The organism is Streptomyces sp. NPDC048507 (assembly GCF_043199995.1).
Classification (GTDB): Bacteria; Actinomycetota; Actinomycetes; order Streptomycetales; family Streptomycetaceae; genus Streptomyces.
Genome location: NZ_JBICWZ010000007.1, coordinates 441,802 through 455,053 on the forward strand (window position 1 = coordinate 441,802; position 13,252 = coordinate 455,053).

Genomic DNA, 13,252 nt, shown 5'->3' on the forward strand with positions numbered 1-13,252 from the left:
GATCCTTCCGGGCGGGGGCGCCGTCGTTGTAACGAGCCTCACCCTGCGTCCCTGACCGGGAACGCATCGCAGCAGGCCACGACGGCCGTATTGTCTAGGCATCAGGCCGCGTGTGCCCCCACAGGAGTTGAAACGCCGATGATCACCCCACCCGTCGTGCACTCGCTGCGCGAGCAGATCCGCGAGCACATCGTGGAGGGGATCGTCAGCGGCCGCTGGAAGCCCGGCGAGCGGATCGTCGAGCGGCGGATCGCGGTCGAGCTGGAGGTCAGCCAGACGCCCGTACGGGAGGCCCTGCGCGAGCTGGAGACGCTGCGGCTGATCGAGTCGGCGCCGAACAAGGGCGTGCGCGTCCGGAACCTCTCCGCCGCCGACCTGGAGGAGATCTACCCGGTCCGCGCGGGCCTGGAGCAGATCGCGGCCGAGCTGGCCGCCCCGCGCCTGGCGGCCGACTGCACGGCCTTGGAGCCGCACGTGGCGGCCCTGTGGGAGGCGGACCGCACCGAGGACGGCACGGCCCAGGTGCGGCACACCGTGGGCTTCCACCGCGAGCTGGTGCGGGCGGCCGGGAACAGCGTGCTGCTGCACACCTGGGAGAGCCTGGGCATCGAGGTGTTCACGGCCCTGTCCATCCGCTGGCTGGGTACGGTCCAGAAGTCCTACGCCGAGGAGCACGAGGCCCTCGTGGCGGCGTTCCGTGCCCAGGATCCGGACATCGGCGTGCTGGTCAAGCGGCATGTCCTGGGATGCGCTCCACGCGCCTGAGCAGCGGAAACGCGCCGGAAACAGATCGGCACCGGGTGCCTGGATTCATGGCACCCGGTGCCGACTTTTGCGTGGGTGACATTTATTCGTCACTTTTATTTGATCGATCATCGATCAGCGCTTTACAGTCAACCCGGACCCCAACCGGGTCCTTCGACCCTGTCCTGCCCGTCAGGGTGTTTGATCACCACCTCCTCTCCTTTGTCCGGAAGGCGGCGCACACCGATGTCCGACCCCGTAGGAAAGCTTCCGAGCGAGCTCGACCAGCTCCCGGACCGCGACACCGAGGAGACCGCCGAATGGGCGGCCTCCCTCGACGCAGTCGCCCAGGCCGCCGGTACGCGCCGCGCCGAATACCTGCTCCGCCGCACGCTCCAGCACGCCGAGGCCGCCGGCCTCGCGCTGCCGAAGCTGCTGGAGACGGATTACGTCAACACCATCCCCACCGCCGCGGAGCCCGAGTTCCCCGGCGACATGGAGATGGAAGCCAAGATCACCGCCTGGAACCGCTGGAACGCGGCCGCCATGGTGACCCGCGGCTCCAAGTACGGCGTCGGCGGCCACATCGCCACCTTCGCCTCCGCCGCGTGGCTGTACGAGACCGGCTTCCAGCACTTCTTCCGCGGGAAGGAGGCCGACGGATCGGGCGACCAGCTCTACATCCAGGGCCACGCCTCCCCCGGCATCTACGCCCGCGCGTTCCTCGACGGACGCGTCTCCGAGCAGCAGCTCGACAACTTCCGCCAGGAGTCCGGCGGCAACGGCCTGCCGTCCTACCCGCACCCGCGGCGCCTGCCGTGGCTGTGGGAGTTCCCGACGGTCTCCATGGGCCTCGGCCCGCTCTCCGCGATCTACCAGGCGCGTTTCAACCGCTACCTGCAGAACCGGAGCATCAAGGACACCGCCAACTCGCACGTCTGGGCCTTCCTGGGCGACGGCGAGATGGACGAGCCCGAGTCGACCGCCGCCCTGGCCCTGGCCTCGCGCGAGCAGCTCGACAACCTGACCTTCGTCATCAACTGCAACCTGCAGCGCCTCGACGGTCCGGTCCGCGCGAACTTCCGCGTCGTGCAGGAGCTGGAGGCCCAGTTCCGCGGCGCCGGCTGGAACGTCATCAAGTCCCTGTGGGGCTCCGCCTGGGACGAGCTCTTCCAGCTCGACACCACGGGCGCCCTGGTGCGCCGCCTGCGCGAGGTACCCGACGCGCAGTTCCAGACGTACGCGACCCGCGACGTGGCCTACATCCGCCAGCACTTCTTCGGCGCCAACGCCGAGCTCGTGCAGCTGGCCGGCGTGCTGTCCGACGCGAAGATCGCGGAGTGCTTCCACAGCTCCCGCGGCGGCCACGAGCCCCGCAAGGTCTACGCCGCGTACAAGGCCGCCCTGGAGCACAAGGGCGCGCCGACGGTCATCCTCGCGCAGACCGTCAAGGGCTACACGCTGGGTGCCGGGTTCGAGTCGAAGAACGCGAACCACCAGATGAAGAAGCTGACGATCGACGAGTTCAAGGACATGCGTGACCTCCTTGGCCTGCCGATCCCGGACAGCGACTTCGCCGACGGCGTCGTGCCCTACGGCCACCCCGGCGCGAACAGCCCCGAGGTCCGGTACCTGAACGAGCGCCGCGCGGCGCTCGGCGGCCCGGCCCCGGCCCGCAAGGTCAAGCCCGTTGCCCTGCCGGCTCCGGCCGACCGGTCCTTCGCCCCGCTGCTCAAGGGTTCCGGCAAGCAGGAGATGGCCACCACCATGGCCTTCGTCCGGCTCGTCAAGGACCTGATGCGGGACAAGGAGACCGGCAAGCGCTGGGTTCCGATCGTCCCCGACGAGGCCCGTACCTTCGGTATGGAGTCCCTCTTCCCGTCCGCCGGCATCTACTCGCCGCTCGGCCAGACCTACGAGCCGGTCGACCGCGACCAGCTGATGTACTACAAGGAAGCCAAGGACGGCCAGATCCTCAACGAGGGGATCACCGAGGCCGGCGCCATGGCCGACTTCATCGCCGCCTGCACGTCGTACGCGACGCACGGCGAGCCGATGATCCCGTTCTACATCTTCTACTCGATGTTCGGCTGGCAGCGCACCGCCGACCAGATGTGGCAGCTCGCCGACCAGCTCGGCAAGGGCTTCATCGTCGGCGCCACCGCCGGCCGCACCACGCTGACCGGTGAGGGCCTCCAGCACGCGGACGGCCACTCGCACCTGATCGCGTCCACGAACCCGGCGTCGCTCAACTACGACCCGGCCTTCGCGTTCGAGATCGCGGTGATCGTCAAGGACGGTCTGCGCCGCATGTACGGCGAGAAGCCGGAAGACGTCTTCTACTACCTGACGGTCTACAACGAGCCGAAGGTCCAGCCCGCGATGCCCGAGGGCGTCGAGGAAGGCATCCTCAAGGGTCTGTACCGCTTCAACACCGCGGCCGACCTGGCGGAGGCGGCCCCGGCCGCCGACGCCCCGAAGATCCAGCTGATGGCCTCGGGCACCGCGATCCACTGGGTCCTGGAGGCGCAGAAGCTGCTCGCCGCCGACTGGAACGTGGCCGCCGACGTGTGGTCCGCCACCTCGTGGGGCGAGCTGCGCCGCGACGCGCTGGAGTGCGACGAGGCGCTGCTGCGCGGCGAACTGCGCACCCCGTACGTCACCCGTGCGCTGGAGGGCGTCACCAGCCCGGTGCTCGCCGTCTCCGACTGGATGCGTCAGGTCCCGGACCAGATCAGCCAGTGGGTCGAGCAGGACTGGACCTCGCTGGGCACGGACGGCTTCGGCCTCTCCGACACCCGTGAGGGCGCCCGTCGCCACTTCGGCGTCGACGCCCAGTCGATCGTGGTGGCCGCGCTGGCCCAGCTCGCCCGCCGCGGCGAGGCCCCGGCGTCCATCGTCAAGGAGGCCCGGGAGCGCTACGGCCTGTAGGCCCCGGCCCGTACGAGCGCGAGGCGGCCCGTCCCCCCAGGGGGGCGGGCCGCCTCGCGTCATCCCTGCTGCCGGACCGGCTGCTCCTGCTCCGGGGCGTCCACCGCCATGCCGGTGAGCCGGGCCAGCGTCTCGCGGACGGTCGTCAGCTGCGCGCTGATGGAGTCGCGCCGCTCGGTGAGCGCGGCCAGCTCGCGCTCGGACTCGCCGCGGATGCGGCCGGCCTCCGCGGTCGCGGCGGCGACGATCTCCGCGGCCTGCCGCCGCGTGGCCTCCACCGTCTGCCGGGCCTGCCGCTCGGTGGCCGTGCGCAGCTTCTCGGCCTCCAGGCGCAGCTGCTCGGCCCGGTGCTCGATCTCCGCGAGGCGCTTGTCGGCCCTCGCCTCGCGGACGGCCAGGTCGTGCGCGGACTGCTCGCGCCGCCGGGCCAGGTGCGTCTCGAACTCCTCGGCGGCCCGGGCCGCCCTGGCGCGGGTCTCCTCGAACAGGGCGTCGGCGCTCTCGCGCACCGCGGCCGCGTCCCGCAGCGCCGTCGCCCGGACGGCATGCACCTCGTGTTCGGCGCGCTCCCGGAGCTCCGCGATCTCCCGCTCGGCCTCGGCGCGCATCCGGGCCGGGCCGTCCGTACCGTCCGCGACGGCGACGGCGGCGGCGGCGACGGGCGGCTGGTACGGGGGCTGCCGGTACGCGGCCAGGAGGCGGTCCACCTCCCGTACGACGGTGCCCGCGTCGGGCGGACGGTGGCCCGGGTCCTTGGCCAGCAGGCGCATCACCAGGTCGCTCAGCGCGGCCGGGGCCCGGCCCGCGGGAAGCGGCCGGGGCTGCTCGTGCACCTGCTGGTAGAGCAGTGCGTACGGCTCGGCGCTCGTGAAGGGCGGGCGGCCGGCGAGGCCCTCGTAAAGCAGGCAGCCCAGGCTGTAGAGGTCCGCGCGGTGGTCGATGGCGGAGTCGCCGCGGCACTGTTCGGGGGACATGTACGCGAAGGTGCCCATGGCGGTGCCGGTGACGGTGAGGTCGGACACCCGCAGGGTGTCGCCGAGGATCTTGGCGAGCCCGAAGTCCAGGACCTTGATCACGCCGGCCCCGGTGAGCATCACGTTGCCCGGCTTGACGTCCCGGTGGACGATGCCGCGCTCGTGCGCCGCGGACAGCGCGGTGGCGATCTGGCCGCCCCAGTTCGCGATGTCGTACCAGGGCACGGGCCGGGGATCGCGGAAGAGCCGGGCCAGCGTGCTGCCGTCGAGGCGTTCCATCACCAGGTAGAGCAGCCGGCGGCCGCCCAGCAGGGTCTCGCCGCAGTCGTGGACCGTCACCGTGTGGCGGTGCGGGAGGTTGGCCGCGGAGCGCACCTCGTGCGTGAAGCGCCTTTCGACCTGGGTCGCGTCCATGCCCGGTACGGTGCGTACCAGTTTGGCGGCGACCGGCCTCATCATCCGGACGTCCAGGGCGCTCCACACCTCGCCCATGCCGCCCTCGCCGAGCCGTTCCTCCAGCTCGTAGCGGCCCTCGATCCGTTCCCCCCGCATCGCGCTCCCCTCTCGCCGTCGCGCCCGCCGCCGTGCTCCGAGTATGCGGCCGGTCGGGGGGCGGGCACCGGCCTTTGGCCGTATGCGCGGTGGCGGCGCGGGGGCCGACCCGTGATGCTGGAGCGGTGATGGACGAGACGGAGTTCTGGGAGATCGTCGACCGTACCCGCGAGGCCGCCGAGGGCGACCCCGAGGAACACGCCGAGCTGCTCGTGGAGCGGCTGGCACAGCTCGACCCGGACTCCGTGCTGGACTTCGCCCGGCACTTCGAGTCGCGGTACAACCGGGCGTACACCTGGGACCTGTGGGGTGCGGCCTGGGTACTGCTCGACGGGGCGAGCGACGACGCGTTCGACTACTTCCGGTGCTGGCTGATCGGCCAGGGCCGGGAGGTCTTCGAGGGCGGCGTCCACGACCCGGACCAGCTGGCGGAGCTGCTGGGGGAGTTCGACGAGGACATCGACGGGGACGGCGAGGAGCTGGGGTACGCGGCCGACGAGGCGTACGAGCAGCTGACCGGCTCGGTGGCGCCGGACCTGGGCGTCCCGCTCCAGGCGGCGGAACCGGAGGGCGCCGCGCTGGACTTCGAGGACGAAGCCGTGCTGGCGGAGCGCTTCCCCCGGCTGTGGGACCGCTTCAGGGCCTGAGGCCCGGCCCGCCCCGTCCGGCGGACCGGGCGGTCCCGGGGGTGACGGTGGCGGGGCGGGTCAGTAGTGCGTGCCGCCGTCGATGCGGATCTCGGTGCCGGTGATGAAGGAGCCGTCCTCGGAGCCGAGCATGGCGACGACGCCGGCCACGGCCTGGGGGCCGGCGAAGCCCTGGCCGAGGGCCGGGGCGAGCTTGGTGAAGAGGGACCAGTCGGTGTCCTCGGGCAGGCCCGGGCCGTTGCCGGTGGTCATGCCGGACTCGATGGAGCCGGGGGCGACGCAGACGAAGCGCAGGCCCTGCTTGCTGTACTCGGCGGCGAGCGCGTGGGTCATCGACTGGATGCCGCCCTTGCTGGCCGCGTAGGCGGACATGTAGGGGTGGGCGAAGGTCGCCGAGGTGGAGCTGAAGTTCACGACGACCGGCTGCTCGCCCGCGAGCAGCGCCGGGAGCGCCTCGCGGATCATCAGGAAGGTGCCGGTCAGGTTGACCGCGATGACCTTGTTCCAGAAGTCGAGCGTGGTCTGGTGGGTGTGCGCGGAGCGCAGGATGCCCGCCGCGTTGACCAGGACGTCGATGCCGCCCAGGGCGTCGACGGAGGCGGCGACGCCCTCCTTGACCGCGGCCTCGTCGGATATGTCGAGGGTGGCGGTGGTGAGCCGGGCGGCGTGGCCGTCGGCGGCGGCCCGCTCGGCCGTGGCTTTGAGTCCGGCTTCGCTGACGTCCACGGTGTGCACGCGGCCGCCCTCGGCGAGAATGCGGTGGACGGTGGCCTGGCCGATGCCGGACCCGCCGCCGGTGATGAGGACGCGACGTCCTTCGTAACGGTTCATGCGGCGAGCCTACCGACTGCATGGCACGTTTTGCCAGAGTGTCATCCTGTGCATTCCGTCTCCCTGCCGGACGGTAGGCTGCACCCGTGAGATCTCCCCGTCCGTACTCCCCCCAGAGCGGCCCCGGAACCCAGTCGCTGACGGAGCGCCGCAAGGCCGCCACCCAGCTCGACATCGCCCGCGCCGCCTGCGAACTCTTCGCCCAGCACGGCCCCGACGGCACCACCGCCGAGGACATCGCCCACCGGGCAGGAGTGGCGCTGCGCACCTTCTACCGCTACTTCCGCAACAAGCAGGAGGCCGTGGCCCCGCTGCTCGCGGGCGGCGGCGACGCCTGGCGCGCGCTGCTCGCCGAAGAGGACCCCGCCACCCCCCTCGCGGAGTCCCTGGAACGCGCGGTGACCCGCTCGCTGAGCGACTCCCCCTCCGTCGAGGAAGGGCTGGAGGTCACCCGCGGCCTGCTGCGCGCCGCGGCCGGCGACGAGGCCCTGCGGGCCGTCTGGTACCGGGTGAACCAGGAGTCGGAGGAACGCCTCGTCCCCGTGGTGGCCCGGCTGGCCGGACCGGCGGCGGACCCGGTGTCCGTACGCCTGGTCGCGGCGGCGGCCACCGACGCGATCCGCGTGGCCCTGGAGGTGTGGTCCGCCGGGGACGCCCCGGTCACCGGCCCCGGCTCCCCCGCCGACCTCGCGGTGCGCTGCCTGCGCGAGCTCACCGCGGCGATGCCCCTGCTGCGCTGAGATCAGCGCGGCAGGGGCATCGCCCGGGATCCGGCAGGGTCAGCGCCAGCCTCCCCGGTCACCGTCGTGGTGCCAGCTGGAGTTGTGCCAGCCGCCCCAGTCGTTGTCGTTCCAGTTGCCGTGCCCGTTCCCGCAGTCGTCGTCGTTCCAGCTGTTGTTCCAGCTGCCGTGCCAGCTGTCGTTCCAGCTGTCGTTCGCCCAGCGGGAGTGGGAGTAGTCCGACCGGTGGTCCCAGCCACTGCCGTGATCGTGCGCGGACGCACTGGTGAGCGGCAGCAGACCGAGGGTCAGCCCCGCGGCCCCGGCAACGACGACTCCGATGATCCTACGGCGCATTTCCATGCACCTCCGAACATGTATCGCTTACCCGGCTTATCCGGCGTTTAGGTCCTATCCACCGTCACCCCGGTCGTCCGCACTGTCAAAGGCAAAAGGCCCCCCACCGCTCTCCAGGAGAGCGGTGGGGGGCCTTTGACCAGCTACGATCCCCGATTTTTTAGAGGTCGAAGTAGAGCTCGAACTCGTGCGGGTGCGGACGCTGCGCGATCGGGGCGATCTCGTGCGTGCGCTTGTAGTCGATCCAGGTCTCGATGAGGTCGGGGGTGAAGACACCGCCGGCCAGGAGGTACTCGTGGTCGTCCTCCAGGGCCTTGAGGACGTCCTCGAGGCTGGTGGGGACCTGCGGGACGCTCGCGTGCTCGTCGGGCGAGAGCTCGTAGAGGTCCTTGTCGATCGGCTCCATCGGCTCGATCTTGTTCTTGACGCCGTCGAGACCCGCGAGGAGCAGCGCCGCGAAGGCGAGGTACGGGTTCGAGGACGGGTCCGGCGCGCGGAACTCGACGCGCTTGGCCTTCGGGTTCGAGCCCGTGATCGGGATGCGCATGGCGGCGGAGCGGTTGCGCTGCGAGTACACCATGTTGACCGGCGCCTCGAAGCCCGGCACCAGGCGGTGGTAGGAGTTCACCGTCGGGTTGGTGAAGGCCAGCAGCGACGGGGCGTGCTTGAGGATGCCGCCGATGTAGTAGCGGGCGGTGTCCGACAGGCCCGCGTAGCCGGCCTCGTCGTAGAACAGCGGGTCGCCGTTCGCCCACAGCGACTGGTGCACGTGCATGCCCGAGCCGTTGTCACCGAAGATCGGCTTCGGCATGAAGGTCGCGGTCTTGCCGTTGCGCCAGGCGACGTTCTTCACGATGTACTTGAAGAGCATCAGGTCGTCGGCCGCGGCGAGCAGCGTGTTGAACTTGTAGTTGATCTCGGCCTGGCCACCGGTGCCGACCTCGTGGTGCTGGCGCTCGACCTGGAGGCCCTGGGCGTCCAGTTCGAGGGAGATCTCGGCGCGCAGGTCCGCGAAGTGGTCGACCGGGGCGACGGGGAAGTAGCCGCCCTTGTAGCGGACCTTGTAACCGCGGTTGTTCTCCTCGGAGCCCGTGTTCCAGGCACCGGCCTCGGAGTCGATGTGGTAGAAGCTCTCGTTCGCCGTGGTCGCGAAGCGCACGCTGTCGAACACGTAGAACTCGGCCTCGGGACCGAAGTACGCCGTGTCGGCGATGCCGGTGGAGGCCAGGTACGCCTCCGCCTTCTTCGCGATGTTGCGCGGGTCACGGCTGTAGGCCTCGCCCGTGATCGGGTCGTGGATGAAGAAGTTGATGTTGAGCGTCTTGTCCTTGCGGAACGGGTCCAGGCGCGCGGTGCTGAGGTCGGCACGCAGCGCCATGTCGGACTCGTGGATCGCCTGGAAGCCGCGGATCGAGGAGCCGTCGAAGGCGAGCTCCTCGTTCGGGTCGAACGCGCGCCCCGGGATGGTGAAGTGCTGCATCACACCAGGCAGGTCGCAGAAGCGGACGTCGACGAACTTGACGTCGTTCTCCTCGATGTACTGCTTCACTTCGTCGGCGTTCTGGAACATCCAACTCCTCCTACTCCCGGCCCCGGGGCAGGGCGGGTTTTTATAGCTCATGGTGCGCCAGTGCGGTGTCGCACGCTGACCCGACCATAAGCAGACGGGATTTCCCAAGCATGACCCATTTGTTTCGCACAAGTTAACCAGGGTCCCGTCCACGGCCCGTCCAGGCCCACCGGTACCGTGGTGGAGTGGACAACAGGCAAGCAATCGGATCGTGGCTGAGCGGGCCCCGCGCGGCCGCCGAGGACATGGGCGTCGACTTCGGCCATCCGGGGCAGCGACTGGGCCTGCCCCCGTCGGGGCCCGGATCGGTGGCCCGTTTCGGGCGCCGGCTGGGGGCCGTCGCGATCGACTGGATCGGCTGCCAGCTGATCGCGTACGGACTGATCACGCACGGAAACCTCGCCTCCGCGGGCAACTGGACGCTGGCCCTCTTCGTGGCCCTGGCCGTGCTGACCGTGGGCACCGTGGGATTCACCCCCGGCAAGCGGATCCTCGGCCTCCGGGTGATCGGGCAGGACGGCGGCCGCCTCGGCATCGGCCGGGTCGTCGTCCGCACGCTGCTGCTGGCCCTGGTCATCCCGGCGCTGGTCTGGGACCGGGACGGGCGCGGACTGCACGACCGGCTGGCCGGCGCCGTCCAGGTCCGGATCTGAGCACGCACGCACGTTACGACACAGGGGCGCCCCCGGCCGGATGGCTTCGGGGGCGCCCCTGTGTCGTGTATACGGAAGACGGACGAGCGGTCAGCGCTTTCCGCCGCGCGGCATCCGCATGCCCTTGGGCATCGGGCCCTTGGGCACGGGCATGTTGCTCATCAGGTCGCCCATGGCCCGGAGCTTGTCGTTGACCTGCGTGATCTGCGGGCCGGACAGCACGCGCGGCAGCTTCAGCAGGGTGGTGCGCACCTTCTTGAGGGGCACCTCGCCCTCGCCGGTGCCGACGATGAAGTCGTGGACCGGGATGTCGGGCATGATCCGGGCCAGCTTCTTCTTCTCGGCCGCGAGCAGCGTCTTGACCCGGTTCGGGTTGCCCTCCGCGATCAGGACCACGCCCGCCTTGCCGACCGCCCGGTGGACGATGTCCTGGCTGCGGTTCATCGCGACGGCCGGGGTGGTGGACCAGCCCCGTCCCACGTTGTCCAGTACGGCCGCGGCAGCGCCCGGCTGGCCCTCCATCTGCCCGAAGGCAGCCCGCTCGGCCCGTCGCCCGAAGACGATCGCCATCGCGAGGAACGCCACCAGGAAGCCCAGGATGCCCAGGTAGACCGGGTGGCCGATCAGGAAGCCGATCGCAAGAAAGACACCGAAGGTGACGATTCCCACGCCCGCGACGATCAGACCGACCTTCGGGTCGGCCTTGCGCGTCATCTTGTACGTCAGGGCGATCTGCTTCAGTCGCCCGGGGTTCGCAGCAGTCTCTGCGTTTGACTTCCTCGCCATAAACCGAAGTTTACGTGGCCTGCGGGGTCCGGGTCGCCGCGGCCTCGAGTACGTGCTCGGTTTCGACCCGGTCCTTGGCCCTGCGCCGGTCCTCCAGGACCGCCGTCCAGGCGTTGCGGCGGGCACCGCTCATGAGCAGCGACTCGATGCCGCGGAAGGCGTCGGTGAAGGACGGGATGGCGATGGCGCGGACTGGCGCGGCCTGCATGATGTAGGACCCTCTCTCGGTGCTCACGTCGATGGGGTGTGCGGTGCGTGGCTCCAGCGTCACTCACTGGTGTTACCAGGGCGTGACCGGTCGGTCAAATGTGATTGACGTGTTGCAAACGCGGACGCGGCCCGCCGGGCTCCGTGCAGAAAAGAGCCTAGGGGCCGCGTCAGCGCGGTGTTACCGGTTGGTAGGTATGTGTGCGGGACCTCACACGGCCGCGCGCTTCTCCATCGCCTGGCCGTACAGCCGGCCCGCCCGGTAGGAGGAACGGACCAGCGGCCCGGACATCACACCGGAGAAGCCGATCTCCTCGGCCTCCTTCGCCAGCTCGACGAACTCGGCCGGCTTCACCCAGCGCTCGACGGGGTGGTGCCGCGGCGAGGGGCGCAGGTACTGGGTGATGGTGATGAGCTCGCAGCCGGCCTCGTGCAGCTCCTTCAGCGCCTGCGAGACCTCCTCGCGCTCCTCGCCCATGCCCAGGATCAGGTTGGACTTGGTGACGAGGCCGTAGGCGCGGGCCTGCCGGATCACGTCGAGGGAGCGCTCGTAGCGGAAGCCGGGGCGGATCCGCTTGAAGATGCGGGGCACCGTCTCGACGTTGTGCGCGAAGACCTCGGGCCGCGAGGCGAAGACCTCCTCCAGCAGCTCCGGGACCGCGTTGAAGTCCGGGGCCAGCAGCTCGACCTTGGTGTGGCCGCCCTCGCGGGCCGCCGTCTGCTGGTGGATCTGGCGGACGGTCTCCGCGTACAGCCAGGCGCCGCCGTCGGCCAGGTCGTCGCGGGCGACGCCGGTGATCGTGGCGTAGTTCAGGTCCATCGTGACGACGGACTCGCCGACGCGGCGGGGCTCGTCACGGTCCAGGGCCTCGGGCTTGCCCGTGTCGATCTGGCAGAAGTCACAGCGCCGGGTGCACTGGTCGCCGCCGATGAGGAAGGTGGCCTCGCGGTCCTCCCAGCATTCGTAGATGTTCGGACAGCCCGCCTCCTGGCACACCGTGTGCAGTCCTTCGCCCTTCACCAGGGCCTGCATCTTGGTGTACTCGGGTCCCATCTTCGCCCGGGTCTTGATCCACTCGGGCTTGCGCTCGATGGGCGTCTGGGCGTTACGGACCTCCAGGCGCAGCATCTTGCGTCCGTCGGGTGCGACTGCGGACACGACCGGCTCCCTGTGACTTCGATTCTTCGGCGCCCACCAGGGTACGCCCGTAATTCGTACGCTCTTACGTCCGGCCAACCAGGGGGCCGCCGGACGCATTCCCCGCGGCCTCAGCCGGCCGCGGGCTCGATCTGCCGCGGCTTCGGGTCGGCGTGCTCCAGCACGTCCCTCAGGTGCCGCTCGATGACCGGCAGCACCTCGGCGATGGTGACCTCGCGGCCCAGTTCGTACGAGAGGGAGGTCACACCGGCGTCCCGGATCCCGCAGGGGATGATCCGGTCGAACCAGGTGCTGTCCGGGTTCACGTTGATCGCGAAACCGTGCATCGTGACGCCCTTGGCGACGCGGATGCCGATGGCGGCCAGCTTGCGGTCCTCGCGGCGCTGGCCCGCGTTGGACGGGGCGTACTCGGGACCGTTGAGCCGGGCGTCGAACTCGTCGTCGCCGGTCCGCGGGTCGAAGTCGAGGGAGAGGCCGCCCAGCGCGGGGCGCTCCTCGACCGGGTCGCCCAGCACCCAGACGCCCGAGCGGCCCTCGATCCGGGTGGTCTCCAGGCCGAACTCGGCGGCGGTGCGGATCAGGGCGTCCTCCAGGCGCCGCACGTGGGCCACCACGTCGACGGGCCGGGGCAGCTTCATGATCGGGTAGCCGACCAGCTGGCCCGGGCCGTGCCAGGTGATCTTGCCGCCGCGGTCCACGTCGATGACCGGGGTGCCGTCCAGCGGGCGCTCGCTCGGGTCGGTGCGCCGGCCGGCGGTGTAGACCGGCGGGTGCTCCAGGAGCAGGCAGGTGTCCCCGGTCTCGTCCGCGAAGCGCGCGGCGTGGACGCGCCGCTGCTCTTCCCAGGCCTCGGTGTACTCGACGGATTCCGGCCCGAAGCCCAGATGGACAAACCGAAGCTCAGTCACCGCGGCGCCTCCTCGTTGAACCTGCTGTGTGCCGTGTGCACCCATCCGCACCAGCCAAGGGTACGGCGGTGCGCGCGGGCCCCCTCAGCCCCCCGTCGCCCCCGGGGGGGCCCGGGGCCCCCCCGCCGGGCGGGGGGGGCGGGGGGGCCCCGGCGGGGGGGGCGGGGGCGGGGGGGGGCCCGGGGCGCCCGGGGGGGGCGCGGGGGTGGGGTTT

12 protein-coding genes and 2 pseudogenes are annotated in these 13,252 nt (G+C 70.7%); 5 read left to right on the forward strand and 9 right to left on the reverse strand.

Annotation, left to right across the window (positions count from 1 at the left end):
• Window positions 1-141 precede the first annotated feature (141 nt).
• On the forward strand, window positions 142-765 hold the full coding sequence (locus tag ACGFXC_RS22255; RefSeq protein WP_351831605.1) for a GntR family transcriptional regulator: 624 nt from the start codon (window positions 142-144) through the stop codon (window positions 763-765).
• A gap of 225 nt (window positions 766-990) precedes the next feature.
• Entirely contained in the window at window positions 991-3,675 is a 2,685-nt protein-coding gene (gene aceE / locus ACGFXC_RS22260; protein ID WP_393715276.1) for a pyruvate dehydrogenase (acetyl-transferring), homodimeric type, read from the forward strand.
• Between the two features lie 59 nt (window positions 3,676-3,734).
• On the opposite strand, the pseudogene ACGFXC_RS22265 reads toward aceE, so the two are convergent.
• Together ACGFXC_RS22265 and ACGFXC_RS22270 are read right to left on the reverse strand one after the other, a co-directional pair.
• A pseudogene (locus ACGFXC_RS22265) lies at window positions 3,735-4,280 on the reverse strand (cellulose-binding protein); the annotation flags it as partial.
• Window positions 4,281-4,421: 141 nt separating this feature from the next.
• Window positions 4,422-5,201: pseudogene (locus ACGFXC_RS22270) on the reverse strand (serine/threonine-protein kinase); the annotation flags it as partial.
• A 128-nt stretch (window positions 5,202-5,329) separates the two neighbouring features.
• Here ACGFXC_RS22270 and ACGFXC_RS22275 point away from each other — a divergent pair.
• Window positions 5,330-5,848: a DUF4240 domain-containing protein gene (locus ACGFXC_RS22275; RefSeq protein WP_393715278.1), complete on the forward strand. Its 519-nt coding sequence runs from the start codon at window positions 5,330-5,332 to the stop codon at window positions 5,846-5,848.
• 60 nt (window positions 5,849-5,908) lie between these two features.
• Here the strand turns inward: ACGFXC_RS22275 and ACGFXC_RS22280 are convergent, their stop codons facing one another.
• Complete coding sequence (locus tag ACGFXC_RS22280; RefSeq protein WP_393715280.1) at window positions 5,909-6,679, reverse strand: SDR family NAD(P)-dependent oxidoreductase; 771 nt, start codon at window positions 6,677-6,679, stop codon at window positions 5,909-5,911.
• Between the two features lie 86 nt (window positions 6,680-6,765).
• On the opposite strand from ACGFXC_RS22280, the gene ACGFXC_RS22285 reads away from it, so the two are divergent.
• Window positions 6,766-7,419, forward strand: a complete 654-nt coding sequence (locus tag ACGFXC_RS22285) for a TetR/AcrR family transcriptional regulator (RefSeq protein ID WP_393715282.1) — start codon at window positions 6,766-6,768, stop codon at window positions 7,417-7,419.
• A gap of 39 nt (window positions 7,420-7,458) precedes the next feature.
• Here ACGFXC_RS22285 and ACGFXC_RS22290 read toward each other — a convergent pair whose 3' ends face one another.
• The gene (locus ACGFXC_RS22290; protein ID WP_393715284.1) at window positions 7,459-7,755 is read right to left on the reverse strand and encodes a hypothetical protein; all 297 of its coding nucleotides are present in this window, start codon (window positions 7,753-7,755) and stop codon (window positions 7,459-7,461) included.
• Between the two features lie 160 nt (window positions 7,756-7,915).
• Entirely contained in the window at window positions 7,916-9,325 is a 1,410-nt protein-coding gene (gene glnA / locus ACGFXC_RS22295; RefSeq protein WP_393715286.1) for a type I glutamate--ammonia ligase, read from the reverse strand.
• Between the two features lie 185 nt (window positions 9,326-9,510).
• Here glnA and ACGFXC_RS22300 point away from each other — a divergent pair, with 185 nt between their 5' ends.
• Window positions 9,511-9,978: an RDD family protein gene (locus ACGFXC_RS22300; protein WP_393715288.1), complete on the forward strand. Its 468-nt coding sequence runs from the start codon at window positions 9,511-9,513 to the stop codon at window positions 9,976-9,978.
• A gap of 90 nt (window positions 9,979-10,068) precedes the next feature.
• Here the strand turns inward: ACGFXC_RS22300 and ACGFXC_RS22305 are convergent, their stop codons facing one another.
• The 4 genes from ACGFXC_RS22305 to lipB form a co-directional block, all read right to left on the reverse strand.
• Complete coding sequence (locus ACGFXC_RS22305; protein ID WP_393715289.1) at window positions 10,069-10,764, reverse strand: DUF4191 domain-containing protein; 696 nt, start codon at window positions 10,762-10,764, stop codon at window positions 10,069-10,071.
• 10 nt (window positions 10,765-10,774) lie between these two features.
• On the reverse strand, window positions 10,775-10,972 hold the full coding sequence (locus ACGFXC_RS22310; RefSeq protein WP_214937012.1) for a hypothetical protein: 198 nt from the start codon (window positions 10,970-10,972) through the stop codon (window positions 10,775-10,777).
• 210 nt (window positions 10,973-11,182) lie between these two features.
• Window positions 11,183-12,130: a lipoyl synthase gene (lipA, locus tag ACGFXC_RS22315; RefSeq protein ID WP_393715291.1), complete on the reverse strand. Its 948-nt coding sequence runs from the start codon at window positions 12,128-12,130 to the stop codon at window positions 11,183-11,185.
• A 110-nt stretch (window positions 12,131-12,240) separates the two neighbouring features.
• Window positions 12,241-13,038, reverse strand: a complete 798-nt coding sequence (gene lipB, locus ACGFXC_RS22320) for a lipoyl(octanoyl) transferase LipB (protein ID WP_393715292.1) — start codon at window positions 13,036-13,038, stop codon at window positions 12,241-12,243.
• Window positions 13,039-13,252 lie beyond the last annotated feature (214 nt).

Excerpts from the sequence above, each read along its gene's own strand:
- ACGFXC_RS22280 (WP_393715280.1), bottom strand. The coding sequence starts at position 6,679 with ATGAACCGTTACGAAGGACGTCGCGTCCTCATCACCGGCGGCGGGTCC.
- ACGFXC_RS22275 (WP_393715278.1), top strand. The coding sequence starts at position 5,330 with ATGGACGAGACGGAGTTCTGGGAGATCGTCGACCGTACCCGCGAGGCC.
- ACGFXC_RS22310 (WP_214937012.1), bottom strand. The coding sequence starts at position 10,972 with ATGCAGGCCGCGCCAGTCCGCGCCATCGCCATCCCGTCCTTCACCGAC.
- ACGFXC_RS22305 (WP_393715289.1), bottom strand. The coding sequence starts at position 10,764 with ATGGCGAGGAAGTCAAACGCAGAGACTGCTGCGAACCCCGGGCGACTG.
- glnA (WP_393715286.1), bottom strand. The coding sequence starts at position 9,325 with ATGTTCCAGAACGCCGACGAAGTGAAGCAGTACATCGAGGAGAACGAC.
- ACGFXC_RS22290 (WP_393715284.1), bottom strand. The coding sequence starts at position 7,755 with ATGCGCCGTAGGATCATCGGAGTCGTCGTTGCCGGGGCCGCGGGGCTG.
- aceE (WP_393715276.1), top strand. The coding sequence starts at position 991 with ATGTCCGACCCCGTAGGAAAGCTTCCGAGCGAGCTCGACCAGCTCCCG.